Here is a 22,374-nt window from a genome sequence, read left to right on the forward strand (position 1 = left end):
ACGACTCCTTCGGACTGGACGAGTACGAAGGGACGAATGCAAGGAGTTCGCGACCGTGCTGATGCGCGCGCCGAGAGAGAGTGGCTCGTGGTCCTGGAACCTGGAGGACGTCGGGGAGCCCGGTCTGGAGTTCGCGCTCATCACTGAGGCACGCGTGAGCGGGGTACTGGAGAAGCACGACCTGCTGGTGCCGTCCTCACTTGAGTGGGCCTGGTTCCAGACCGGCAGGGGCGGCCTCGGTGTCCACAGCCGCCTGGACCTCGGCACGCGTTCGCTCGATAGTCCCGCGCTGCCCGACGCGCTCCGCGCCTGCCCACCGACCGGTCATCCGCGGGCAGAGATCGGCGGACTCCTCGTGCTGGGATCGGGCGCCTGGTTCGACGCGGACGGGGAACGGCACGGGGCAATCACAGCTGCTCCACCGGCAACATCATCACCCCCTAGCCGGGCGGCCCTCGGAACGCCCTTCGCCGGGAACCGGTCCGAGCGTCGGCGTTACGCACTCGGACCGGCGGCCCGTCAGCGGTTGAGTACCGTCTCGATCTCGGCGGCCACGCGCTCGGCCTGGATGTCACGGCCCTTCTCGTTGGGGTGTGCGCACCAAGGGACCTGCTGGCCATAGAGCTCGACCTGGGAGTTCTCCAGCAGGCCGCCGATGCCCCGGTCCGCGCCGTCGCAGGCCGTGTTGCCTCCGGTGTGGCCGTAGAGGTCCACGAAGGCGGCGCCGGTGTCCGCGGCGGCCTTCTTCATGACATCGTCCAGCCGCTTCTGGACCTGGTCCAGGATGGGCAGCGCGTCCTTGGGGATGTCGGCGAACGGCAGTTCCGTCTGGCCGGGGGCCGGGGTCAGGCACTTGGCCGTGTCCTGGGGCACGAGCCTCGGATAGCCGACCAGGACAGGCTCGGCGTCCCAGGAGGATTCGCTCATGTCCTGGAGCATCCCCTCCAGTTGCGACTTGACCTCCCAGAGCTGGAACTCCAGCCACGTCTTTCCGCCTCCGGACGTGAAGTAGTCCGCGCACTCACCGGCCGGCTGGTCCGGGTCCACCGGCTGTCCGGGCAGCCCCCCTCCCTCGCCGCCCCGGAGCTTGGCGGAGCACTGCTTGAGGATGTCGGTGAAGCCCAGGGTGTTGCCGCCGATGCTGCCCACGATCAGCTGGGTATCTTCCTTGAGCGCGTTCCGCTGCGCCGGGACCTTCCCGGGGTAGAAGGGCAGCTGCTGCTCCTTCCAGACGTTCTCGATGAGCGCGCCTCCGCAGGAGACGTCCGCCTGGACGTCCAGCGTGATGCCCTTGCCCGCCAGGTGGCGGGTGGCGGCGGCGGGATAGTTCTCCTTGGCCTGGAAACACCAGCCCCGGGGCTGGTTCTCGTCGTTCACCGGAGTGATGCCGAAGTTGGCGGTGTAGGAGTCGCCGAAGAAGACGGTCGGCACCGGATCGGCGGGCGCCGCGCCCGCGGTACCCGCCGGGGCGGCGAGCGCCAGACAGCTGCCCAGCGCGACGGCCGCAGCGGCCAGCCGTCGCGTCCGCGGAGTCGTCGTGGTCTTATGCATGGCCGAAGACATGACTGTGCCCTTTCCAAGGGGACGCAATGAGGAACAAACGGAATCCAATACTCCGTAATCACACATGCGCATGTCGTGACGCCTAGCGGGTTCACGCCGCACCAGGCGATCTCGGCGACTTCGTCGCACCAGGGGCCTTTCCGCTACTACCGGGTGCTGCACATTACGTAGAGGTCCGTGGCGAACGGATCGTCGCTGAGGACTCCGGCCTGGATCCACCAGCCGTCACGGGTAGCGCCTTCGCTCGCCAGGCCGGGCCTGGACGAAGACAGGACGGACGCGGTCCCGTTCGACGAGGCCCCGCCACCGGATACGTACCGCCCGGTCGGGCACATGAGGAACCCCCCGGACGGAGTGGGCAAGGTGGCCGTGTAGGTCGTCCAGGTGACGTCGGCAATGGGGTCGGCGCAGATCACGTAGCCGGCGACGCCGACGGTGCCGTTGCTCCTGGCGTGGCCGGCCACCGTCCACTGGCTCGGCTGCCCGGCCGCCGTCCACTTCGGGAACGACTTGGATAGCGAGGTGCCATCGCCTTGGATCTCACCGCCGCCGCCGAGCGCGGTCTTGCCCGCCGGATCTGCGACTTCTCGTCCACGCAGAGAACCAGAGCCTTCTCCGGCGGGTCGAGATAGAGGCCGTGACCTGCCGGAACGCTACGGGCCGTGGCAGACGGCTTATGAACGGTTCGCCCGCTGGGAGGCGGACGGCACTTCCATCCGTCTGCTCGAACAGGTCCAGGTCCGCGCTGACTCCGTCGGGGCCGTGGAGTGGACGGTGTCGGTGGACTCCACGATCAACCGGGCCCATCAGCACGCCGCCGGTGCCCGAAAAAAGGGGCGGCGGGGGACGAACTGGAGGGTCCGGCACGCGTGTCGGCTGGCCAGGCGCTGGGCCGGCCCCGCGGCGGGTTGACCACGAAGATCCATCTCGCCTGCGACGGCCGGGGCCTGCCCTTGGCCGTCGTAGTCGCACCCGGCAACGTGAACGATTCCACCGTCTTCGACACGGTCATGGACGAGCTGAGGGTGCCCGGACCGGTGCCGGGCGGCCCCGCCGCAGACCCGACGCGGTCATCGCGGACAAGGCGTACTCCTCCCGCGCGATCCGCCGGGCCCTTCGCCGACGAGGCATTCAGGCCGTGATCCCGGAACGGGCCGACCAGAAGGCCAACCGCCTGCGGCGAGGGACGAGGGGCGGCAGACCGCCGAGCTTCGACCGTGAGCTGTATAAAACCCGCAACGTGGTCGAACGCCGCTTCGCCCGGATCAAGCAGTTCCGGGCGATCGCGACCCGCTTCGACAAGCTCGCCGCTCGCTACCACGCCGGGCTTCACCTCGCCTCACTCATCCTCTGGCTTCGCGAGCCGGTAACGCAGCCCCGAAGGGTCCCGGCGGCTGGTTGAATGCTTCACCAGTGCCACTGCGAAACTGGGGGAGCTTTGAGGGTGCAGGACACGATCGCTTACGACGGCATCGCGATTTTTCTCATGCTGGTCGTGGTTTGGCAGATGCGGCGACGGATGACGCTTCGCTCCCGGGGCGTCGAGGTCATCGCTCGGTGCTTCGATCGTGATTGGCGTGGGAAGGGCGGCCCGCAGTTCCTTCTGAGCTACACGACGCCAGACGGTGTCAAGCGGACACACAGTGCAGGTGAAGACCACGTCCCCGCCGGCACCCGCGAAGGGGACAGCGTTGCAGTCCTCTATGACCCCATGTCCCCTGGGCGCGCGGAGACGGCACTCGCTTCCCGCAAACCATTCTGGAAGCACTACGACATGGCGGGCCTGGTGGGAGTTGCTCTCAGTATCGTGCTGATGGTGCACGTCCTCTAGATCGGCTGCTATGCATCGAAAGCGGTCCAGCCCGCCCTCACACGACGGGGCCAGCGCACACCCGATACATCAGAGCCCTCTCACTCACGCAGTACTTGTCAGACACGGCCTAGCCCGCGATCACCTCTGGAGGACCTTGTTACCCGTCCATACGTCGGTGATGCTGATGCTGCTCACGTGGATCAAACCGGAGTTTCGCGCGGGCGCGCTGACGACGCTCGGTTCATCGTCGTCGTCTGGTTCCGACAGGACGATCAGGACCCAGATCATCCCGTGGTCAGAGCGCAGGCGGCGCACGACCTGCAGCCTGTAGGTGAAATCTCCGCCGCCTTCGCGCCACTACAGCACCACGACATCGGCAGGCCCCTCCTCCGCTCCGTGAGCCTCTGGGGCGAGTACCCCCTCACCGGTGCGCTCCGAGATCTCGACCACCGCCCTGTCGCTGTCCTGGCGCGGTCAGGTGCGAAGCCAGATGACGAGGGCGGCTGCGGGGATGGTGCCGAGAAAGACGTAGCAGCGCTTGTCGTAACGGGTCGCGACGGCGCGGTAGTTCTTCAACCCGTTGATAGCCCTCTCGACGGTGTTGCGCTTCTTGTACCGCTCCTCGTCGAACCCGGTGACCGGCCACCTCGCGATCCTTTTGCGCAGGCGGGCGGCCTGACTGTCGGCCTTCTCCGGGATCGTGTGGTGGATGGCTCCGCGCCGCCGCAGGTACTGGCGGCAAGGACCGTTGCTGTATGCCTTGTCGGCTGCGATGCTGTCGGGCTTCTTGCGGGGCCTGCCAGGACCGAACCGGAGGATCCGGATCTTCTCCAGCACCGGCCGGCAAGAGCCAGTGGTGGATCGATGCGGGCGCCAGCCGCGTGCTGGTGCGCTCGCACAATGGTGGAGTCCGCCGAGATGTCCCAGTCGATCTCCCCTGCCGCGTCGGCCGCGGCCTGAACCTGCTGCAGCAGCCTTTTCCAGGTCCCATCGGCAGACCAAAGCCGATGGCGCTAGTAAACCGTCCTCCACGGCCCGAACCGCTCTGGCAGGTCACGCCAGTGAACCCAGGTCCGAACCCGGTGAAGAATTCCGTCAATCACCTGTCGTTGGTCACGCCACCGCCCACACCGACCATTGCTCACCGGCAGGAACGGACGTAGCCGCTCCCACTCGGCGTCCGACAGATCGCCGCGTTCACCCCAACCCGTAACGGAAACAACGAGCGGATCAGGTGACAGTTACATGATCGGCCGGACAGCTCCCAGGTCCCGATCCGGCCCACATCACCCTTCGGCCGTCTTCTCCACGAGATCGGAAGCGTCCTGCACCGGTCAACGTTTGCGCGCCGACATCGACTTGACGCGACACCACCTTGACGCAGGTCGCCACCACGTCCCCCGACGTGTGCGACTCCGGAACCCCTCAGCCCAGCCAGGCCCCGAAACGGACCGCCGACGGCTTCACGCCCAGGCTCGACTCGCCGAAGGAGACACTGCCCTTCACCACCGGGCCCGTACGGCTGCCCTTGAAGAGCCAGACGCCTCCCTGGTCGGTGTTCTCGCCGGGGGCGGCCAGAGCCAGCGTGGCCGGTACGCCCTTGGCCGACGCCGCTACGTGGACCTCGCCGCCGAACGCGTCGCCGCTCTCGTCGACTCCGGGCACGTTCGCCGTGGACTGGCCGATCACCTTCGTGCCGGCGCCCGTGATGCCCGAGGTGCGGCCCTTGAAGACCAGGACCCCGCCGGCATCCTTGGCCGGGCCCACGTCCTCTCCCGGCAGGCCGACGACGACCTCGCCGTAGCCGTCGCCGTCCAGGTCTCCCACCGCGGCGCTCGCGCCCATGGCGTCGCCCTTCTCGTCGGCGCCCGGCACTCCCGTGGTGGCCTGGCTGATCCACTTCGGCTTCACGGCGGTGTTCTGGCCCTTGGGGCCTCCGAGGACGACCGCCACCGCGCCGCCCTTGCTCGGGAAGTCCAGGTCGCTGTCCAGGCCGGTGGGCCGACGGGTGAAGACCAGGTCCGGGTACGCGTCGCCGTTGACCGAACCGACCGTCACCGTGGAGTGGTCCAGGCACGTTCCCGGCGCGGTGACGATGGGCGTGCGGGTGAAGCCCGTACCCGTCGACAGGTGGAGCGACCGCCCGCCGCAGTCCGGCTCGTCGTTGCAGCCGGTGCTCACCAGCAGATCGTCCTTGCCGTCGTTGTTCATGTCCACGGCCTGCACGTCCTCGAAGACGGTGGCGCCGTTGTTCACGGTGAGCGCCGTGCGGGTGCCGCCGACCGAGCCGTCCGCGCCGATGTTCTCGTCCAGGACGACCTTCCCGTCCCACTCGACGGGGTCGATCCAGGCCGCGTCCGTCCGGCCGTCACCGTCGAAGTCGCCCACCGCGTACCCCTGGCCCCGGTACGCGACGGCCCGGGTTCCGAGGCCGCTCCTGCCGCCGAACAGGATGACCCGCGGGCCGTTGCCGGCCGAGACCAGCAGGTCGGTGTACCCGTCCCGGTCGATGTCGGCGGGCGTTCCCGCGCCGAAGCGGGCGTTCGCGGCGGCCGTGCCGGGAACCCCGGACGTGTTCTGGTCGATCACACGGTGGCGGGCCGGGCTGATGCCCTTCGCGTCGCCCGGGTAGACCACCAGGTACCCGGCCTTCTTGAGGCCGGACACGCTCCCGTCCGGCACCGAGGCGTACATGTCCTGGTATCCGTCCCCGTTGAAGTCGACCTGCTGACGCGCGGCGGCGACCGGCGCGGCCGCCACCGCCGTACCGGAGAAGGCCGGTGCGGCGGCCGCCGTGGTCGCGAGCGTCACGAAGATCGCCGAAACGGTACGGAGTCGAGAAGTCTTCATCGTTGTTCATCCCCCTGATGTGCGCACGTGCTCACTGCTGAGGAAGACCATCCGTACCGCGAATGGTTGCGTACCCCGGGACCCGATTCCTTGCGTACGTGGGTGGCTCCGGCGCCATCTTCTTGCGTTAGCGGCAAGGTTGCATGCACGTCGCGCAAGGGCCCGTACGCTCGATCTCATGGCTCACGAACACCAGCACCAGCACCAGCACGGGCATGCGGCCCACTCCTCGCACGCCCACACCCATGGATCCGCCGCGACGCCGAGCGGTCTCCCCGAGATCCTCGACCTCGACGCCGCCCTCTTCGCGCCCCACCTGACCGCGCTCACCGGCCGTATCGCCTGCCTGGCCGGTGACGACGTCCGGAACATCGTCGACCTCGGCTCGGGCACCGGGACCGGCACGTTCGCCCTGCTGGAGCGGTTCCCGACCGCCCGGGTGACCGCTGTCGACAGCTCCCCCGAGATGCTGGAACGACTCGCCTCGGCAGCCCGGGACCGAGGGCTCGGCGACCGCGTGCACACCCTGGAGGCCGACGCCGGGGCGGGGCTGCCCGGGGTCGTCGACGCCGACCTCGTCTGGGCGTCGGCGTCCCTGCACCACCTGGACGACCCCGCCACCGCCCTGGCCGGCATCCGCGCCGCGCTGCGCCCCGGCGGGCTGCTGGCCGTCGCGGAGGTGGCCGGGATGCCGACCTTTCTGCCGGAGGACGGGGAGCCGGGCGCGCTGGAGCGCCGCTGCCGTGAGGCCCTCGACGGCCTGCACGCCGAGCAGTTGCCGCACCGGGGAGCCGACTGGGGCTCCCTGCTGGCGGCCGCCGGCTTCTCCGTCGAGCAGGAACGCGCCGAACCGTGGGAGCTGCGCGCCCCGCTGCCCGAAGGGGCGGGCCGTTACGCCTATCTCGTCTTCGAGCGCATCCGCGGCAACCTCGTCGGGCGCGTCTCGCCGGAGGACCTGGCCGCGCTCGACCGGCTCGTCGACGGCGGACCCGAGGACGTACGCCACCGGGACGACCTCGTCGTACGGTCGACCCGTGAGACGTGGATGGCCCGTCGCCCCGCCTGAGCCACGGCCACGGCCCCGCGCAAGGGCCCGTTCATTCCCCGCGACGGGTGGCCCTTCGAAGTCAGGACTGATCACGCTCCCGGAGAGGACATGCACAACCTCGCCTGAGAACTGCGCGGCTTCCTGGAGGTGGATCCGCTGGGATGATCCGAGGTGACTGACCGCCGCTCCCCCACGTACAGCCATGCCCGCCCACACCTCCAGGGCACAGCCGGGTTGCGAAGGAGTTACCTTCTCGGGCATGGATCATCAGGGAGAGTTTCGTCGGGCAGCGCTTGAGTTGGGCATCCCGGACGACGAGATCAGCAGATTCAGACAGCACCTTCGTTTGTCGATCGGACTGTCCGTGGGCGGTAGTCCTCCGGTCGGCCAGTTCGGCGGGTTGCCCCGGCTGCCGGTGGGTATGAAGTGGCCGTCCGCCGGGGACATTCCGTTGCCGTTGCTCCTTTCCGTCGATTGTGGGGCGCTGCCGGGAGTCGACGGCTTCGACCTGCCGGCGGACGGGACACTGCTCTTCTTCGTGAACCAGGAGATGGACCATGAGGACAGTTCCGGGAGGTACGCGCGAGTCGTGTATGTACCGGACGGTACCGAAACCGCGGTCGCGGAAGCCCCCAGCTCCAAGTGTGTCCGCGAGCAGCTCGACGTCAGCGCCGAGCTCAGAGCCGAACTGCCCCTCTGGCTCCAGGAGGGCGAGGACGAGGACTGGCACGAGTTCTGGGAGGATCTCGAATGGGAGGACATGTCGCCCTTCCAGCAGCAGTTGGTCCGGTACATGGAGTGCGATTTGCCACACCTGGACGAACTTCGGGCTCTGGCCCACGACCTCTGGCCGTCTGACGCTGACGTTGCCATCGGCGGGTATGCCGATGATGAGGTGATCAACAGCATTGCGGAGCAGACCCTCGCGGGACGCGAGAAGGCAGGCGGGATTCCAGGCATCCCGATCGCGAAATGGTATTCCCACCTGGAGAAGGAAAAGCACCGGATGACGAGCGAATGGATATCACTCGCCAGTGAAGCCCGGGGCTACGAGGAGTACTACACGAGTTTCGTGATCCGTCACGACGACTTGGCCGCCGCTCGGGTGGACAAGGCGCTAGCCGTGACCAATTTCGTGGCCCCGTGACCAGGTGCAATGCACCTCTACCCTGGCCAAGCCCGCCACCTGGCCCCGAACCGGAACGGCACCACGGCCATGGAGACCGCCCGCTGCGGCGCCACCGCCCAGAGCTGGGACGGGATCCACCCCCGGCTGACCCACCGCACCTGCTGGCTCGACCACGACCGCGAACTCCCGATCGTCGCTCACGTGGATGGATCGGGCACCGCGTGATCACATGACGGGCAGAGCGGTGTGGGCTGTCACCACTGTTCATGACAGACGTCATGAACAGTCCGGCGCTCGTCGTCGTGTGTCCCCGATGAGTTTTCCCGCCCGCCTCGGTCCTACTGGTGAACGGCAGTGGCGACAGCCCTTCTCGTCGAAAGCTCCTGGACAGGCGGTATCCACGATGAACAGCACGACGAACAAGCTGAACAAGCAGTTCACCGCGACCCTGCGGAAGAGTCCGGAGAAGGGTGGCTGGGCCTACGTGGTGTGGCCCGAGTCGGCCGAGTTCTTCCGCACCCGCGGCCTGGTGAAGGTCCGGGGCACCATCGACGGGCACCCGTTCCGCAGTTCGTTCATGGCCCTGGGCGACGGCACGCACAAGCTGCCGGTGAAGGCCGATGTGCGCAAGGCGATCGGCAAGGAGGAAGGGGACAGCGTGACCGTCCTCCTGGAGGAGCGGGTGGACGCTTGACCTCCGCCCCACGATCCGCCGCTACATTGACTGCCGGGCTGGGCAGGCCGGGTCGGCCAGGACGACGGATGAGGAGCGACGCGTGCGATTCGCGCTGGAAGCACTGCTGGTCGACGTGCCGGACGAGCAGGTCGCCGAGGCTCGCGCCTTCTACCGGTCGAGGGTGGCAGGCCGCGGGCCCGGCTCGTACGAGGAGCTGAAGGAGGCCCGCGCGAAGAAGCCCGCTCCGCGTGCCGCCGTTCCGCCTGCCGTCGAGGAGAGGGTCGAAGCCGCCGGCGTACGGGTCCCGGTCCGGATCTTCCTCCCTGCCGGCGGCCCGCCCCGCGCTGTCTACCTGGGCATCCACGGCGGCGGCTTCTACATGGGCTCCGCGGCGCAGGGCGACGAACGTCACCGCGAACTCGCGGACGCGCTCCAGATCGCCGTCGTCGGCGTCGACTACCGGCTCGCGCCCGAGCACCCCTGGCCGGCCGCGCCCGATGACTGCGCAGCGGTTGCGCTCTGGCTCGTCGACGAGGCCGGGGCCCGTTTCGGGACCTCGCGGCTCGCGATCGGCGGAAGCTCGGCCGGGGCCACCCTCGCCCTGGCGACCTTGCTCCGGCTACGGGACCGGGGCGTCGTCGACCGGTTCGCAGCGGCCGCGCTCCGCTTCGGCACCTACGACCTGAGCGCACAGACTCCCGGCGGCCGCCGCATCGCGGACGAGTACTTCATCCAGGCCTACGTCGGCCAGGTCGCCGACCGCACCCTTCCCGACATCTCGCCCCTCTACGCCGACCTGAGCGGGCTGCCCCCGGCCCTGCTGGTCGTGGGAAGCGAGGACGTGCTGTTGGAGGACAACCTGACGCTGGCCGGCCGCTTGTCGGCGGCCGGCAACGATGTGGAGCTGCGCGTCTATCCCGAGTCGCCCCACGGCTTCACCGGCCACCCCACCGCCCTGGCCGCAACGGCGCTCGAAGGCATCCACTCCTGGCTGTGCGACCGGATCAGTCGCCCCTGACCCGGGCGTGCAGATGCATGTCGTGCCGGCCGTCGTCGTGCACGGCCGCGCTGCGCTTGGTGCCCTCCAGTCGGTAACCGGCCTTCGTGGCGACCCCGCACGAGGCGTGGTTACGCGTCGAGTGGTCCAACTCCAGCCGGTGGAAGCCGATGTCGTCCAGCGCCCACGCGCTGACCGCCGCGAGTGCGCGGGAGGCGACCCCAGCGCCGCGCGCTGCCGGGAGCACCCAGTACGCGCCGTTCGCGACACCGTCGTCGAAGTCCAGGCCGCGCAACGCCATCCGGCCGAGCACCTCGCCGCTGTCGCGGGCAACGGCCCAGTGGCAGCCCTTCTCCCGCTCCCAGTCCTCCCGGTAACCCTCGAACCACTCCCGGACCTGGGCCTCGGTCGAGGGCCGGTGTGTGTGCCAGCGGCGGGTCTCCTCGTCCCGGTAGGCGGAGAGGAACGCCGCCGCGTCGGTCCGTTCCCAGGGGCGCAGCAGCAGGCCGTCGCCGCCGCTTACCGGGAGCACGGGTTGCGGAGCACCGGCGAGGCAGCCGGAGACCATCGCGGGCGGTGTCGACAGGACGCGGGTCATGGCTCCCATTCTCCTTATGCTCCCTGCATGAACACGTTCCACGGCGGTAACGGCCGATACCTGGAGATGACCAACGGCGGCACGGGGGTGTTCGTGGACGTGCTGATGCTCGCCGTGTCCACGCTCGCCCACGACCCGTGGGACTTCCGCTTCGCCGCTCTGCTGACGCTCCAGGACCAGAGCATCATGGGGCGCGGGGTGGTCGGCTTCGGCCTGGCGGACCTCGACTGGGGGGACACTCCGCAGGAGCGGGCCGCGGCGAAGGACTTCCTGCTCCGCGTCCTCGATCTGGCGCTCTCCCGCCACCGGTGGGAGGAACTGACGTACGAGCCTCCCCGCGCCGAGGGGTACCTGCGCACGTACCGGTCGATGGTGGAGGAGTTCGACCCTGCGACAGCGAAGGCCGACGCGGCTGCTCTGCCCGGGCCGGAGAGCGCCGCGATGGCCTCGTGCGTACGTCATCGGGTGCTGGACGCGTTGCCGTTCTGGGACGTGTGCGTGTTCTGCGCGGCCGGGGCCTGAGCGCCCGCTTCCCGCCCTCTCAGGAGCGTCCGCCGCGCTGCCAGCGCTGCGCACCGAGGGTCACCGGTCCACCGGCGAGCTGATCCGCGAACGGCTGGACCAGGCGCTGCGCCTCGTCCGGGAACGCCTGCACGGCTGCGACCACTCCCCTCGTGCGGGCTCCCTCGTCGTCGACCAGAACAGCCACGAAGCTCAGTCGTCCGTCCGGCTCCGCGCCCAGCAGCCCCTGCTCGACCGGGACCGAGGCACGGTCCCGCACAGGCCACCGGGCGGTGAGCAGCGTGTACGGGGCATCCGCCGCCGGTTCGCGGCGCAGCAGCACCACCGTCGCGACCGCCGTGAACGCCCGGTAGAGACCGGCCTTCCAGAACGGCTCCTCGGTCGCGAACCGCTCGGCGGCGGCACGGTCGGCGAGGTCGACGACGTGGACGCTTCCCGTGTGCTCCTCCCCGTCGTCGGACAGGGTGGGCCCGCGGAGTATCAGTCGACTGTCGAAGCGGTCCATGTAGGACCAGTGCTCCTCGGACAGCTCCATCAACTGGTCGGCGACATCCGGCTGATCCTCAGCATGAACGTAGAACGGCATGACGCGACCGTATCGGAGCGCCCGGAGCGTCCCCGGACGACCGTCCACGCCCACGCCTCACGGCCGCAGCCTCACCAGCCCGGGGCCCGACGGGTGACCGGGCTCGAAGGCGTCGGGAATCCCCAGCCTGAGGCCCCGGCTCCGGGCGACCCGGTGGACGTCCCGCAAGGAGTGCGCCAGGGCGGCGGCGACATGGCGGAGCTGGACGGCCGTGGACCCGTCGTCCGCGACCATGTCGTCGGCGTGGTCGAGGAGTTCGTACGCCATGCCGAGCTGCATGGCCTCGACCTGTCGGCCTCACGCGAGACCTTGCCGTTGCCGTCGCCGGCTACGTAGCAGGGCCTGCCGTCCGTTCCCGCCCAGGGGAGCAGGCGTGCGGCGTTCTGGGGCTGTTCCTTCATGGGGTCGTCAACTCCGTGCACGGTGGGGGTGAATTCATCGCTGCGTAGCGATCCACTCACAGTGTGCGAGCGGTACAGCTAGGCTCGCCAGGGGGTTCGGGGTGACATCGCGCTCGTCGCACGGGAGTTGGCTGTGAGTAATACCTATGGCAAGTGGTTGAAAGCTCAGCGTGAATCCGCTGGGCTGACACAGCAGCAGCTCGCGGACCTGGCTCTGATGACGCGGTCACATATCTCGCACATCGAGGCGGGGCGTCGTATGCCGAGCGAGGAGGATGCCCGGCGGCTCGACATGGCCCTGGGAACGGGCGACGTGCTGACCACCTTCCGGCCTGGCGCGGACAAGGACGCGGTCGCGGACTACTTCGCACCTGTGCAACACCTTGAGCAGCAAGCGGCGGTCATCCGTGAGTTCGCGCCCTCGCTGGTTCCGGGAATTCTTCAGACCGAGGCGTACGCCCGTGCGGTTATCGGCAGGTCGTTCCCCTCGATGAGTCCCACCGAACGTGACAGGGTGGTTGTCGCACGCCTGAAGCGCGCCGAAATCCTCAAAAACCTGGTCACGCCTGTGGTCTGGGCAGTACTCGATGAGGCAGTGCTACGACGCCCAGTCGGCGGTGCCGCAGTCATGGCTGAGCAGATCGACCACATCGTCGTCCTGACGGAATCGGAACGCATCCGCACGCATGTGATTCCGCTGGGCCTCGGGTATCACCCGTTGCTGGACGGGATGCTGACGTTGATGTGGTTCGACGACCAGCCTCCGGTCGCCTACAGCGAAGGGCTGCGGATGGGGAAGCTGCACGATTCGCCGTCCGTGGTCGAGGCGTTCCAGGGCGACTACACTCTCAGCCTGAGCGACGCGCTGCCGCTGAAGGAGTCGCTGGCAGCGATGAAGGCGACATCGAAGGGCTTCAGAAACCATGGATAGCGAAACCGTCCCGCCGACGTCGCTCCTCAATGACTGGCGCAAGTCGTCCTACAGCAACGGTGACGGCGGCAGCTGCCTGGAGGTCCAGGACCACCACCCCACCGCCGTCCCCGTCCGCGACTCCAAGGTCCCCGGCGGGCCCGCCCTGCTCATCCCCGCCGCCGGGTGGGCCTCCTTCGTGGACGCCGTCAAGAGCGGGGCCTTCTCCGCCTGACCGAAGGACAGGCGGAGAAGGCCCGACGCCTCACTCCCCCACGTACTCCGCCAGGTGCTCGCCCGTCAGCGTGGAGCGGTCGGCCACCAGGTCGGCCGGGGTGCCCTCGAAGACGATCTGACCGCCGTCGTGGCCGGCGCCGGGGCCGAGGTCGATGATCCAGTCGGCGTGGGCCATCACCGCCTGGTGGTGCTCGATGACGATCACCGACTTTCCGGAGTCGACCAGCCGGTCCAGGAGGCCGAGGAGCTGCTCCACGTCCGCGAGGTGCAGACCGGTGGTCGGCTCGTCCAGGACGTAGACGCCGCCCTTGTCGGCCATGTGCGTGGCCAGCTTCAGGCGTTGGCGTTCGCCGCCGGACAGGGTGGTGAGCGGCTGGCCGAGGCTCAGGTAGCCCAGGCCGACGTCCACGAGGCGGTCGAGGATCTTGTGTGCGGCCGGGATGGCCGCCTCGCCGGAGCCGAAGAACTCCTCGGCCTGCGCGACCGACATCGCGAGGACCTCGCTGATGTCGCGGCCGCCCAGGTGGTAGTCGAGCACCGAGGCCTGGAACCGCTTGCCCTCGCAGTCCTCGCAGGGGCTGGAGACGCTCGCCATCATGCCGAGGTCGGTGAAGATGACGCCCGCGCCGTTGCAGGTGGGGCAGGCGCCCTCGGAGTTGGCGCTGAACAGGGCAGGCTTCACGCCGTTGGCCTTGGCGAAGGCCTTGCGGATCGGCTCCAGGAGGCCCGTGTACGTCGCCGGGTTGCTGCGGCGGGACCCCTTGATGGGGCTCTGGTCGACCGAGATGACGTTCTCGCCCGCCGGGATCGAACCGTGGACGAGCGAGCTCTTTCCGGAGCCGGCGACGCCGGTGATGACGGTGAGGACGCCGAGCGGGATGTCGACATCGACGTCGCGGAGGTTGTGCGAGCTCGCGCCGCGGATCTCCAGCGCGCCGGTGGACTTGCGCACCTCGTCCTTGAGGACGGCCCGGTCGTCCAGGTGGCGGCCGGTGACGGTGTCGGAGGCGCGGAGTCCTTCCAGGGAACCCTCGAAGCAGACGGTGCCGCCCGCCGTGCCGGCCCCGGGGCCGAGGTCGACCACGTGGTCGGCGATGGCGATGGCCTCGGGCTTGTGCTCCACGACCAGGACGGTGTTGCCCTTGTCGCGCAGGCGCAGCAGGAGGTCGTTCATGCGCCGGATGTCGTGCGGGTGCAGGCCGATGGTCGGCTCGTCGAAGACGTAGGTGACGTCCGTGAGCGAGGAGCCGAGATGACGGATCATCTTGATGCGCTGCGCCTCGCCGCCGGACAGGGTGCCCGACGGGCGGTCCAGGGCGAGGTAGCCGAGGCCGATCTCCACGAAGGAGTCAAGGGTCTGCTGGAGGGCTTCGAGGAGCGGGGCGACCGAGGGTTCGTCCAGGCCGCGGACCCATTCGGCGAGGTCGCGGATCTCCATCGCGCAGGCGTCGGCGATCGAGATCTTGTCGATCTTCGACGAGCGGGCGCCCTCGGTGAGCCGGGTCCCCTCGCACTCGGGGCAGGTAGTGAAGGTGACCGCGCGGTCGACGAACTCCCGGATGTGGGGCTGCATCGACTCGCGGTCCTTGGAGAGGAACGACTTCTGGATCTTGGGGATCAGCCCTTCGAAGGTGAGGTTCGCGCCCTCGACCTTCACCTTGGTCGGCTCCCGGTAGAGGAAGTCCTGCATCTCCTTCTTGGTGAACTTGGCGATCGGCTTGTCCGGGTCCAGGAAGCCCGACTCCGCGTACGTCCGCACGGTCCACCAGCTGTCCGACTTCCAGCCGGGGATGGTGAACGCGCCCTCGGCGATCGACTTGGAGTCGTCGTAGAGCTGGGTGAGGTCGATGTCGGAGACCGATCCGCGGCCCTCGCAGCGGTTGCACATGCCGCCGGTGCGGCTGAAAGTCGCCTTGACCGCCTTTTTGTTGCCCCGCTCGACGGTGATCGCGCCACTCGCCGTCACCGAGGGGACGTTGAAGGCGAACGCGCCGGGCGGGCCGATGTGCGGATCGCCCAGCCGGCTGAAGAGGATGCGCAGCATGGCGTTGGCGTCGGTGGCCGTGCCGACCGTGGAGCGGGGGTCGCTGCCCATGCGCTGCTGGTCGACGATGATCGCGGTCGTCAGTCCGTCGAGGACGTCGACGTCGGGTCGCGCCTGCGTGGGCATGAAGCCCTGGACGAAGGCGGGGTAGGTCTCGTTGATCAGCCGCTGGGACTCCGCGGCGATCGTGGCGAAGACCAGCGAGCTCTTGCCCGAGCCGGAGACTCCGGTGAACACCGTCAGCCGGCGCTTCGGAAGCTCGATGCTGACGTCCTTCAGGTTGTTCTCCCGCGCACCGTGCACACGGATCAGGTCGTGGCTGTCGGCAGCGTGCGGCGCGTCCGGCTGCTGGGTCTTCGTTCGCGGAGCCATGCTCGTCGTCTCTCCATTACTGGTGCGCGGGACCTGCTGATGGGTGGAGCCCGTTGGATGCGGGGGCCTTGCCGGTGCGGCTCGTGGCGGGTGATGCGGCTCGTGGCGGGTGATGCGGCTGGTGGCGGGTGATGCGGCTGGTACGGGCGGCCCGCTGGTGCGCGGAGCCTACTGGTCGTGCGTGAGGGCCGGGGCGTGTTTCGGCCCCGGCCTCTCATGGGCCGGGGCCCGTTTCGGCCCCGGCCCCGGCCCTTCGCGGGCTGGTGCTACTTCTTGGCCTGGGTGATGCGGAGCATGTTGCCGGAGGGGTCGCGGAAGGCGCAGTCGCGGACGCCGTACGGCTGGTCGATCGGCTCCTGGAGCACCTCGCCGCCCGCCGCGCGGACCTTCTCGAAGGCCGCGTCGACGTCCTCGGAGGAGAGGATGACGCCGCGCAGCATGCCCTTGGCGAGCAGCTCGGCCATGGTCCGGCGGTCGGCTTCCGGGGCGTTCGGGTCCGCCAGCGGGGGTTCGAGGACGATCTCCACGTCCGGCTGTGCGGGGGACCCTACGGTCACCCAGCGCATGCCTTCGAATCCGACGTCGTTGCGCACCTCCATTCCCAGGGCGTCGCGGTAGAAGGCGAGCGCCTTGTCGTGGTCGTCGACGGCGATGAAGCACTGCGAGAGCTTGATGTCCATGCGTTTCACGCTACGGGCGGGGCTTGCGATCCGCTTCTCCATTCCTGACCGGTCGGGTGAGCATCTTGGCGACGCACGCCGGGATGGTCTCGCCCGCTTCGTGGGGGCGGGCCCGGTAGGCGCTCGGGCTCTCCCCGACCAGCTCCGTGAAGCGGGAGCTGAACGAGCCGAGCGACGTACAGCCGACGGCGAAGCAGACGTCCGTGACCGACAGGTCGCCCCGGCGCAGCAGTGCCTTGGCCCGCTCGATGCGGCGGGTCATCAGATAGCTGTACGGGGTCTCGCCGAAGGCGGCCCGGAAGCTGCGGGAGAAGTGGCCGGGCGACATCAGCGCGGCACGGGCCAGCGAGGGCACGTCGAGCGGTTCGGCGTACTCGCGGTCCATGCGGTCGCGGGCCCGGCGCAACCGGGCCAGGTCCTCCAGCCTCACTCCTGCCTCACTCCTTCGCCCTCCCGCCCCCTTCACACTCCCACGGCCGCCGGCGCCCGGCCCGTCCCGCGGAGGCGTGACCCGGTCACCACTCGCGCTCGGCGATCAGCTTCTCCGGGTCCGCGTCCACGAAGCCGTACGCCGTCGCGATGATCCAGAAGGCCTCGCCTATCTCCTCCCGGGCGACTGTCTCGATCTCGCTGCCCGCCGCCTCGAACTCCGCCTCCAGGTCGTTGAAGGCCCGGGTCGGCGCGACGGTCAGGGCGTACAGGGCGGTGAGGTCCGCGGGCTCCTCGGCCTCGATCCGCTCGCACAGGGCGCGCAGGACCGCCGTGCCCTTGTCCAGGAGGTGGTCGGGGAAGTAGTCGTCCTCGTACAGCAGGGCCAGGAACCTGTACTGCGCCAGCTGCTCGTTCGTGATGGTCACGGTGGTGGTCTCCCCCATGCGTTCCGTACGTTCCGTCGCCGTCGTTCCGATACTCCCCCACGCCACTGACAATCGGGCCGCACGCGGGTGGCGGGGGTTCGGTGCGCACCGGGCGTCCGCGTGCCGAGCATCACCCTGGACAGCGGCCACAACCGGCGGGTAACTTCGAAGCGAGTCTGAGCAAGCGCTTAGCCGAGTGCGACGAGAACAACGCGATCGAATCGACTGCCGACCTAGGAGGCATCCCGTGCGCCGTACGGTATTCAACGAGGACCACGAGGCGTTCCGGGAGACCATCCGCGCCTTCATCGCGGCCGAGGTCGTGCCGGTCTACGACGAGTGGTTCGCCGCCGGTCAGGCGCCGCGCGACTTCTACCTCAAGCTGGGCGAGCTGGGCGTCTTTGGCATCGAGGTCGACGAGGAGTACGGCGGCGCGGGCATCGACTCGCACAAGTACGAGGCCGTGATCTACGAGGAGACCGCCCGCGCGGGCGTCTCCTTCGGCGGCTCCGGCGTGCACACGCTGCTCGGCCTCCCGTACATCAAGATGCTGGCCACCGGCGATCAGAAGAAGCGCTGGCTGCCGAAGTTCGCGAGCGGCGAGGAGATGTGGGCCCTCGCGATGACCGAGCCGGGCACCGGCTCCGACGTCGCGGGCATGAAGACCACGGCCAAGCTCTCCGAGGACGGCACGCACTACGTCCTCAACGGGTCGAAGACCTTCATCACCGGCGGCGTCCACGCCGACCGCGTGATCGTCTGCGCCCGCACCGCCGCCCCGCGCGAGGACGACCGCCGCTTCGGCATCTCCCTCTTCGCCGTCGACACGAAGTCCGAGGGCTACTCGGTCGGCCGCAAGCTCGACAAGCTGGGCCTGCGGGTCTCCGACACCGCCGAGCTGGCGTTCGTCGACGTCAAGGTCCCGGTCGAGGACCTCATGGGCGAGGAGAACAAGGGCTTCGGCTACCTCGGCACCAACCTGGCCTCCGAGCGCTGGGGCATCGCCTTCGGCGCGTACGCCCAGGCCGCGGCCGCCGTCCGGTTCGCCAAGGAGTACGTGCAGGACCGCACGGTCTTCGGCAAGACGGTCGCCTCGTTCCAGAACACCAAGTTCGAGCTGGCCGCCTGCCAGGCCGAGGTGGACGCGGCCCAGGCCGTCGCCGACCGCGCGCTGGAGGCCCTGGACGCCGGTGAGCTGACGGCGGCCGAGGCCGCCTCCGCGAAGCTGTTCTGCACCGAGGTCGCCCACCGCGTCATCGACCGCTGCCTCCAGCTGCACGGCGGCTACGGCTTCATGAACGAGTACCCGATCGCCCGCCTGTACGCGGACAACCGGGTCAACCGCATCTACGGCGGCACCAGCGAGGTCATGAAGTCGATCATCGCCAAGTCCATGGGCCTGTAAAGAGGTTACGTTCCCTCCATGAACGAGAGTCCCGATCCCCTGCTCGATCTGCTCCACCTGCTCGACCTGGAGCGGATCGAGCGGGACATCTTCCGGGGCGTGAGCCGCAGCGCTGTCGTGCCCCGGGTGTTCGGCGGCCAGGTCGCGGCCCAGGCGCTCGTCGCCGCGGGCCGCACCGTCCCCGCCGACCGGGCCGCCCACTCCCTGCACGCGTACTTCCTGCGGGCGGGCGACCCGGGCGCGCCCATCGTCTACAGCGTCGACCGCATCCGCGACGGGCGGTCCTTCACCACCCGCCGCGTCGTCGCCGTCCAGCACGGGCAGCCGATCTTCCACCTCTCCGCCTCCTTCCAGAGTCACGAGGAGGGCATGGAGCACCAAGCGCCGATGCCCGCCGCGCCGGACCCGGAGACCCTGCCGACCGCCGCCGAGATGCTGCCCCGGTACGCGGACCGCTTCAGCGATCCGGAGGTCGTGGACCGGCTGATCGAGGCGCGGGCCGCGGTGGACCTGCGGTACGTGGACGCGCCGCCGTTCGGCACGGTGGGCGAGGCGCGCGAACCCCGGTCCCAGGTGTGGTTCCGGACGAACGGCAAGCTCGCGGACGACCCGCTGCTGCACGTCTGCCTGGCGACGTACGTCTCCGACATGACCCTGCTCGACTCGGTGCTCCTCGCCCATGGGCGGGGCGGCTGGGCGGTCGGGGACGTGGTCGGCGCGAGCCTGGACCACGCGATGTGGTTCCACCGGCCGTTCCGGGCGGACGAGTGGCTGCTGTACGACCAGGAGTCGCCCTCCGCCTCCGGCGGCCGCGGGCTCGGCCAGGCCCGCATCCACACCGCCGACGGGCGCCTCGCGATCACCGTCATCCAGGAAGGCGTCGTCCGTATTCCCCGGGGGTGACGGGTTCCGGGGGCTGGCGTGCCCCTGGGGGCTCACACGCCCCCGGGATGAGCGCCATCTGATGCGCCATTTCGGACATACTCCCCACCATGAGTGACGCGAAAGCGGGCAGTGGGACCGATGGCGGAGAGTCCACGTTCACGGTGATCGTGGCGGCCGTCGCCAATCTCGGCATCGCCGTGGCGAAGGCCGTCGCCGGGCTGATCAGCGGCTCCAGCGCGATGCTCTCCGAGGCGGCCCACTCGGTCGCCGACACCGTCACCGAGGTCATGCTCCTCGCCGCGCTCAAGCGGAGCGGGAAGCCGGCCGACGAGGACCACCCGCTCGGTCACGGCCCCGAGCGCTACATCTGGGCGATGCTCGCCTCCATCGCCACCTTCGTCGGCGGGGCCGTCTTCTCCCTCTACGACGGCATCCACACCCTGGTCGAGGGCGAGGAGCTGGGCGATCCGCTCGTCTCCTACCTCGTCCTCGGCGTCGCCTTCCTCCTGGAGGGCTACTCGCTGCGCACGGGCGTCAAGCAGGTGCGGCGCGAGGCGTCCCGGCTGCGGGTGCCGGACGCGTACTACCTGCGCCACACCCCGGACACGGCGGTGAAGGCCGTCGTGATGGAGGACTCGGCGGCCCTCATCGGACTGTTGCTGGCGGCGGGCGGGCTGCTCGGCGGGCAGCTCTCGGGCTCGGGGGTCTGGGACGGGGTCGCGTCCTGCCTGATCGGCCTGCTGCTCGTGTACGTGGCCTGGGTGCTCGGCCGCACCAACGCGCAGCTGCTCATCGGACGGCCGCTGCCCCCGGCGATGCGGTCCGGGGTGCGCGAGGAGCTGCTGTCGGTGCCGCACATCGTGGACGTACTGGAACTGACCACGCTCATCCAGGGGCCGTCCGAGATCCTGATCGCCGCGAAGATCGACTTTCGGGACATGGCCACCGCCACGGAGGTGGAGTGGGCCTGCGAGGAGGCGGAGGCGCAGTTGCGCGAGCGGTTCCCGTCGGTGCGGCGGGTCTATCTGGACCCGACGCCGGGGCGGGCGCAGCGGCTGCGGCGGCAGCGCCCCGGTGCCTGAGGCCGGCGGCGTCGGCTCCTGACGCCGGCGGCGTCGCTCCGCCACCGGCCCCTGACGCTCACGGCGTCAGCTCCGCCACCGTCTTCTCGATCCGCCGCTCCCGTGTCTCCTGCGCCTTCGCTCCCTCGACCGACGTGACGTACGCCTTCTGCCGGCTGGGCGAGAGCGCGGCGAACGCCTCCGCCGCCCCGGGGGCCGCGGCCAGCGCCGCCGCCAGGTCCTCGGGCGGCTCCACCGTGCGGGACGCGGTGTCGAGGGCCAGCTCCACCTCGATGGCGTCCCCGCCGCCGATGCCGGTCTCCGCGCGCTTGTCGGCGCTGAACGGGATGAGGTACCGCCCGCCCATCGGGGCGATCGTCGAGCGGTAGGCGTACCCGTTGACCGTGACGTTCACCGGGGGGCGCTTTCCCGCGCCGAGGGCCTCGATCACGGCCTCCGGCACCTCGATGCCCGTGTTGTTCCCGGTCCGGAACATCGTCGTGCTGAACTTCATGGCCTGCCCCTTACGTTACGTCTGCGTCGTGTCAGTGAAGACGCCCGCCGGGACCGAAACTCATCGCCCCCTACGCGGCGGGTTCATCCGCAGACCCCAGCGGCTCCTCCACCGGCTCCTCTTCCAGCAGCCCCGCCGCGTGCAGCAGGTAGTCCGTCATCGGGTCGTAGAAGCGCGGGTCGGTGACGTGGTCGTCCAGCGGGACCGTGACCTGGAGGGTGCCCTCCGCCTCGCCGAGGAACAGGGCCGGGTCGTTGCAGTCCGCGTAACCGATCGCGTCCAGCCCGCGCTGTCCGGCGCAGCCCGCCCAGCCGTGGTCGGCGACGACCAGGTCGGGCAGCGGGCGGCCGAGGTGGGCCATGGCGTCCAGGATGGCGGCCATCGGGGCCGGGGAGTGGGTGTGCCACAGGGTCGCCCCGCGTTCCAGCATCGCGACGTCGGCGAACTGGAAGACCATGCCCTCGTCCGCCATCAGCCCGGACGGGATGCGGACGATCTCGCAACCCGCGCGGCGCAGCGCGTCCGCCGTCTGCCGGTGCACGTCCAGCAGGCCGCCGGGGTGCCCGGTGGCGAACAGGACCCGCTCGCGGCCGTCCGCGGCCTTGCGCAGCCGGGCCGCCATCCGCTCCAGGGCGTCGACCGTCAGCTCCGGGTCGATGGTGTCCTGGCCCTGCCGGTGCGCCGGGTCGTCGTTGACGCCGCAGCGCTCGGCCATCACGGCGAGCACGTCCTGCTCGTCGGTCCAGCGGTCGCCCAGCTCCAGGCCCAGCCAGTAGTGGCGGTCGCCGTTGGCGAGCTTGCGGTAGTGGGAGAGGTTGTTGTCGCGTGGCGTGGCGACGTCCCCCGCGATACGCGTGCGGACGAGGTGGTCGACGAGGGCGGCGCGGCTGGGTATCGGCATGGCCCCATTGTGCCGTCCGGTGTGCGGGGTGTGCCCGGTGTCCTGCCCGACGGACGGGTGTGCCGGGTGTTCCGTCCGGCGGAGGGTCCGCTTCCCGCCGGACGTGCGCGCCGACAGCCGTTGACGGGTCCGGCCCGCACGTCCGGCCCGGCAAGTCTTCCGGGACTGTTCACCCCCGCGTGACCTGCTTCTTCCCCCGCCGGGCGGGCGTCGGGCTCGAATGGAACCACCCAGAGGTCTGGACCAATTGAGTCGCGCCAATCCGGTGTCCGATTCTCTCCGTCGGGGCGCTCTCGAGTGAGTGGTCTATACCTTTGACATTAGG

The 22,374-nt window shown here is 69.6% G+C and carries 23 protein-coding genes and 4 pseudogenes; 13 read left to right on the forward strand and 14 right to left on the reverse strand.

Going from position 1 to position 22,374, the window contains the following annotated elements; genetic code table 11:
- Positions 1–519: 519 nt before the first annotated feature.
- Entirely contained in the window at positions 520–1,551 is a 1,032-nt protein-coding gene (locus tag ACH4RG_RS16090; protein ID WP_397916970.1) for an SGNH/GDSL hydrolase family protein, read from the reverse strand.
- Positions 1,552–1,709: 158 nt separating this feature from the next.
- Complete coding sequence (locus ACH4RG_RS16095) at positions 1,710–2,027, reverse strand: hypothetical protein (RefSeq protein ID WP_397928008.1); 318 nt, start codon at positions 2,025–2,027, stop codon at positions 1,710–1,712.
- A gap of 172 nt (positions 2,028–2,199) precedes the next feature.
- On the opposite strand from ACH4RG_RS16095, the pseudogene ACH4RG_RS16100 reads away from it, so the two are divergent.
- Positions 2,200–2,965 (forward strand): annotated as a pseudogene (locus ACH4RG_RS16100) (IS5 family transposase); the annotation flags it as partial.
- Between the two features lie 42 nt (positions 2,966–3,007).
- Positions 3,008–3,394: a DUF3592 domain-containing protein gene (locus ACH4RG_RS16105; RefSeq protein ID WP_397916971.1), complete on the forward strand. Its 387-nt coding sequence runs from the start codon at positions 3,008–3,010 to the stop codon at positions 3,392–3,394.
- Positions 3,395–3,514: 120 nt separating this feature from the next.
- On the opposite strand, the pseudogene ACH4RG_RS16110 reads toward ACH4RG_RS16105, so the two are convergent.
- The 3 genes and pseudogenes from ACH4RG_RS16110 to ACH4RG_RS16120 all read right to left on the reverse strand — a co-directional run.
- A pseudogene (locus ACH4RG_RS16110) lies at positions 3,515–3,721 on the reverse strand (DUF3052 family protein); the annotation flags it as partial.
- Between the two features lie 129 nt (positions 3,722–3,850).
- Positions 3,851–4,617, reverse strand: a pseudogene (locus ACH4RG_RS16115) (IS5 family transposase).
- Positions 4,618–4,801: 184 nt separating this feature from the next.
- Positions 4,802–6,226, reverse strand: coding sequence for an FG-GAP and VCBS repeat-containing protein (locus tag ACH4RG_RS16120; RefSeq protein WP_398539694.1), 1,425 nt, complete (start codon positions 6,224–6,226; stop codon positions 4,802–4,804).
- A 178-nt stretch (positions 6,227–6,404) separates the two neighbouring features.
- Between ACH4RG_RS16120 and ACH4RG_RS16125 the strand changes: the two genes are divergently transcribed.
- The 5 genes from ACH4RG_RS16125 (at position 6,405) to ACH4RG_RS16145 (ending at position 10,097) form a co-directional block, all read left to right on the forward strand.
- Complete coding sequence (locus tag ACH4RG_RS16125) at positions 6,405–7,292, forward strand: methyltransferase (protein WP_398539695.1); 888 nt, start codon at positions 6,405–6,407, stop codon at positions 7,290–7,292.
- Positions 7,293–7,533: 241 nt separating this feature from the next.
- Positions 7,534–8,421 carry a DUF1963 domain-containing protein gene (locus tag ACH4RG_RS16130; protein ID WP_398539696.1) on the forward strand — a complete coding sequence of 296 codons (888 nt, stop codon included), beginning with the start codon at positions 7,534–7,536 and terminating at the stop codon, positions 8,419–8,421.
- 9 nt (positions 8,422–8,430) lie between these two features.
- On the forward strand, positions 8,431–8,628 hold the full coding sequence (locus ACH4RG_RS16135) for a hypothetical protein (protein ID WP_397928003.1): 198 nt from the start codon (positions 8,431–8,433) through the stop codon (positions 8,626–8,628).
- A 178-nt stretch (positions 8,629–8,806) separates the two neighbouring features.
- Positions 8,807–9,097 carry a DUF1905 domain-containing protein gene (locus tag ACH4RG_RS16140; protein ID WP_398539697.1) on the forward strand — a complete coding sequence of 97 codons (291 nt, stop codon included), beginning with the start codon at positions 8,807–8,809 and terminating at the stop codon, positions 9,095–9,097.
- Positions 9,098–9,179: 82 nt separating this feature from the next.
- The gene (locus ACH4RG_RS16145) at positions 9,180–10,097 is read left to right on the forward strand and encodes an alpha/beta hydrolase (RefSeq protein ID WP_398539698.1); all 918 of its coding nucleotides are present in this window, start codon (positions 9,180–9,182) and stop codon (positions 10,095–10,097) included.
- Here ACH4RG_RS16145 and ACH4RG_RS16150 read toward each other — a convergent pair.
- Complete coding sequence (locus tag ACH4RG_RS16150) at positions 10,084–10,674, reverse strand: GNAT family N-acetyltransferase (RefSeq protein ID WP_397916977.1); 591 nt, start codon at positions 10,672–10,674, stop codon at positions 10,084–10,086. The two genes, ACH4RG_RS16145 and ACH4RG_RS16150, sit on opposite strands and share 14 nt — an antisense overlap.
- Before the next feature lie 27 nt (positions 10,675–10,701).
- On the opposite strand from ACH4RG_RS16150, the gene ACH4RG_RS16155 reads away from it, so the two are divergent.
- Positions 10,702–11,196 (forward strand): hypothetical protein, encoded by a 495-nt coding sequence (locus ACH4RG_RS16155; protein WP_398539699.1) that lies wholly within the window; start codon positions 10,702–10,704, stop codon positions 11,194–11,196.
- Between the two features lie 19 nt (positions 11,197–11,215).
- Here the strand turns inward: ACH4RG_RS16155 and ACH4RG_RS16160 are convergent, their stop codons facing one another.
- On the reverse strand, positions 11,216–11,782 hold the full coding sequence (locus ACH4RG_RS16160) for a YciI family protein (protein WP_398539700.1): 567 nt from the start codon (positions 11,780–11,782) through the stop codon (positions 11,216–11,218).
- Between the two features lie 57 nt (positions 11,783–11,839).
- A pseudogene (locus ACH4RG_RS16165) lies at positions 11,840–12,183 on the reverse strand (hypothetical protein).
- Between the two features lie 133 nt (positions 12,184–12,316).
- Here ACH4RG_RS16165 and ACH4RG_RS16170 point away from each other — a divergent pair.
- Entirely contained in the window at positions 12,317–13,114 is a 798-nt protein-coding gene (locus ACH4RG_RS16170; protein WP_397916981.1) for a helix-turn-helix domain-containing protein, read from the forward strand.
- Positions 13,107–13,328, forward strand: a complete 222-nt coding sequence (locus ACH4RG_RS16175) for a DUF397 domain-containing protein (RefSeq protein WP_397916982.1) — start codon at positions 13,107–13,109, stop codon at positions 13,326–13,328. The genes ACH4RG_RS16170 and ACH4RG_RS16175 overlap by 8 nt, the downstream gene beginning before the upstream one ends.
- Before the next feature lie 30 nt (positions 13,329–13,358).
- On the opposite strand, the gene ACH4RG_RS16180 is transcribed toward ACH4RG_RS16175, so the two are convergent.
- The 4 genes from ACH4RG_RS16180 to ACH4RG_RS16195 all read right to left on the reverse strand — a co-directional run bounded on the left by ACH4RG_RS16180 (position 13,359) and on the right by ACH4RG_RS16195 (position 17,283).
- Complete coding sequence (locus ACH4RG_RS16180) at positions 13,359–15,746, reverse strand: ATP-binding cassette domain-containing protein (protein WP_398539701.1); 2,388 nt, start codon at positions 15,744–15,746, stop codon at positions 13,359–13,361.
- A gap of 266 nt (positions 15,747–16,012) precedes the next feature.
- Positions 16,013–16,426, reverse strand: coding sequence for a VOC family protein (locus tag ACH4RG_RS16185; protein ID WP_097963851.1), 414 nt, complete (start codon positions 16,424–16,426; stop codon positions 16,013–16,015).
- A 10-nt stretch (positions 16,427–16,436) separates the two neighbouring features.
- Positions 16,437–16,856 carry a helix-turn-helix transcriptional regulator gene (locus tag ACH4RG_RS16190; RefSeq protein ID WP_397916984.1) on the reverse strand — a complete coding sequence of 140 codons (420 nt, stop codon included), beginning with the start codon at positions 16,854–16,856 and terminating at the stop codon, positions 16,437–16,439.
- Between the two features lie 85 nt (positions 16,857–16,941).
- Positions 16,942–17,283 (reverse strand): DUF5713 family protein, encoded by a 342-nt coding sequence (locus ACH4RG_RS16195; protein ID WP_397916985.1) that lies wholly within the window; start codon positions 17,281–17,283, stop codon positions 16,942–16,944.
- Positions 17,284–17,530: 247 nt separating this feature from the next.
- On the opposite strand from ACH4RG_RS16195, the gene ACH4RG_RS16200 reads away from it, so the two are divergent.
- The 3 genes from ACH4RG_RS16200 (at position 17,531) to ACH4RG_RS16210 (ending at position 20,655) form a co-directional block, all read left to right on the forward strand.
- On the forward strand, positions 17,531–18,688 hold the full coding sequence (locus ACH4RG_RS16200; RefSeq protein ID WP_274345102.1) for an acyl-CoA dehydrogenase family protein: 1,158 nt from the start codon (positions 17,531–17,533) through the stop codon (positions 18,686–18,688).
- Between the two features lie 18 nt (positions 18,689–18,706).
- A complete protein-coding gene (locus tag ACH4RG_RS16205; protein ID WP_397916986.1) occupies positions 18,707–19,591 on the forward strand; it encodes an acyl-CoA thioesterase in 885 nt (294 codons plus the stop codon).
- A gap of 89 nt (positions 19,592–19,680) precedes the next feature.
- On the forward strand, positions 19,681–20,655 hold the full coding sequence (locus ACH4RG_RS16210) for a cation diffusion facilitator family transporter (protein WP_397916987.1): 975 nt from the start codon (positions 19,681–19,683) through the stop codon (positions 20,653–20,655).
- Between the two features lie 58 nt (positions 20,656–20,713).
- On the opposite strand, the gene ACH4RG_RS16215 is transcribed toward ACH4RG_RS16210, so the two are convergent.
- Together ACH4RG_RS16215 and ACH4RG_RS16220 are read right to left on the reverse strand one after the other, a co-directional pair.
- Positions 20,714–21,148: a YdeI/OmpD-associated family protein gene (locus ACH4RG_RS16215; RefSeq protein ID WP_397916988.1), complete on the reverse strand. Its 435-nt coding sequence runs from the start codon at positions 21,146–21,148 to the stop codon at positions 20,714–20,716.
- A 70-nt stretch (positions 21,149–21,218) separates the two neighbouring features.
- A complete protein-coding gene (locus tag ACH4RG_RS16220) occupies positions 21,219–22,049 on the reverse strand; it encodes a phosphatase (protein WP_397916989.1) in 831 nt (276 codons plus the stop codon).
- Positions 22,050–22,374: the final 325 nt, after the last annotated feature.

Origin of the sequence: Streptomyces sp. NPDC021019, from assembly GCF_044333295.1 — a bacterium.
GTDB lineage: Bacteria > Actinomycetota > Actinomycetes > Streptomycetales > Streptomycetaceae > Streptomyces.

Bases quoted from the DNA above. Each gene is read 5' to 3' on its own strand.
- ACH4RG_RS16090 (WP_397916970.1), bottom strand. From the start codon at position 1,551: ATGCATAAGACCACGACGACTCCGCGGACGCGACGGCTGGCCGCTGCG.
- ACH4RG_RS16120 (WP_398539694.1), bottom strand. From the start codon at position 6,226: ATGAAGACTTCTCGACTCCGTACCGTTTCGGCGATCTTCGTGACGCTC.
- ACH4RG_RS16125 (WP_398539695.1), top strand. From the start codon at position 6,405: ATGGCTCACGAACACCAGCACCAGCACCAGCACGGGCATGCGGCCCAC.
- ACH4RG_RS16130 (WP_398539696.1), top strand. From the start codon at position 7,534: ATGGATCATCAGGGAGAGTTTCGTCGGGCAGCGCTTGAGTTGGGCATC.
- ACH4RG_RS16135 (WP_397928003.1), top strand. From the start codon at position 8,431: ATGCACCTCTACCCTGGCCAAGCCCGCCACCTGGCCCCGAACCGGAAC.
- ACH4RG_RS16140 (WP_398539697.1), top strand. From the start codon at position 8,807: ATGAACAGCACGACGAACAAGCTGAACAAGCAGTTCACCGCGACCCTG.
- ACH4RG_RS16150 (WP_397916977.1), bottom strand. From the start codon at position 10,674: ATGACCCGCGTCCTGTCGACACCGCCCGCGATGGTCTCCGGCTGCCTC.
- ACH4RG_RS16155 (WP_398539699.1), top strand. From the start codon at position 10,702: ATGAACACGTTCCACGGCGGTAACGGCCGATACCTGGAGATGACCAAC.
- ACH4RG_RS16160 (WP_398539700.1), bottom strand. From the start codon at position 11,782: ATGCCGTTCTACGTTCATGCTGAGGATCAGCCGGATGTCGCCGACCAG.
- ACH4RG_RS16175 (WP_397916982.1), top strand. From the start codon at position 13,107: ATGGATAGCGAAACCGTCCCGCCGACGTCGCTCCTCAATGACTGGCGC.
- ACH4RG_RS16180 (WP_398539701.1), bottom strand. From the start codon at position 15,746: ATGGCTCCGCGAACGAAGACCCAGCAGCCGGACGCGCCGCACGCTGCC.
- ACH4RG_RS16185 (WP_097963851.1), bottom strand. From the start codon at position 16,426: ATGGACATCAAGCTCTCGCAGTGCTTCATCGCCGTCGACGACCACGAC.
- ACH4RG_RS16205 (WP_397916986.1), top strand. From the start codon at position 18,707: ATGAACGAGAGTCCCGATCCCCTGCTCGATCTGCTCCACCTGCTCGAC.
- ACH4RG_RS16210 (WP_397916987.1), top strand. From the start codon at position 19,681: ATGAGTGACGCGAAAGCGGGCAGTGGGACCGATGGCGGAGAGTCCACG.
- ACH4RG_RS16215 (WP_397916988.1), bottom strand. From the start codon at position 21,148: ATGAAGTTCAGCACGACGATGTTCCGGACCGGGAACAACACGGGCATC.
- ACH4RG_RS16220 (WP_397916989.1), bottom strand. From the start codon at position 22,049: ATGCCGATACCCAGCCGCGCCGCCCTCGTCGACCACCTCGTCCGCACG.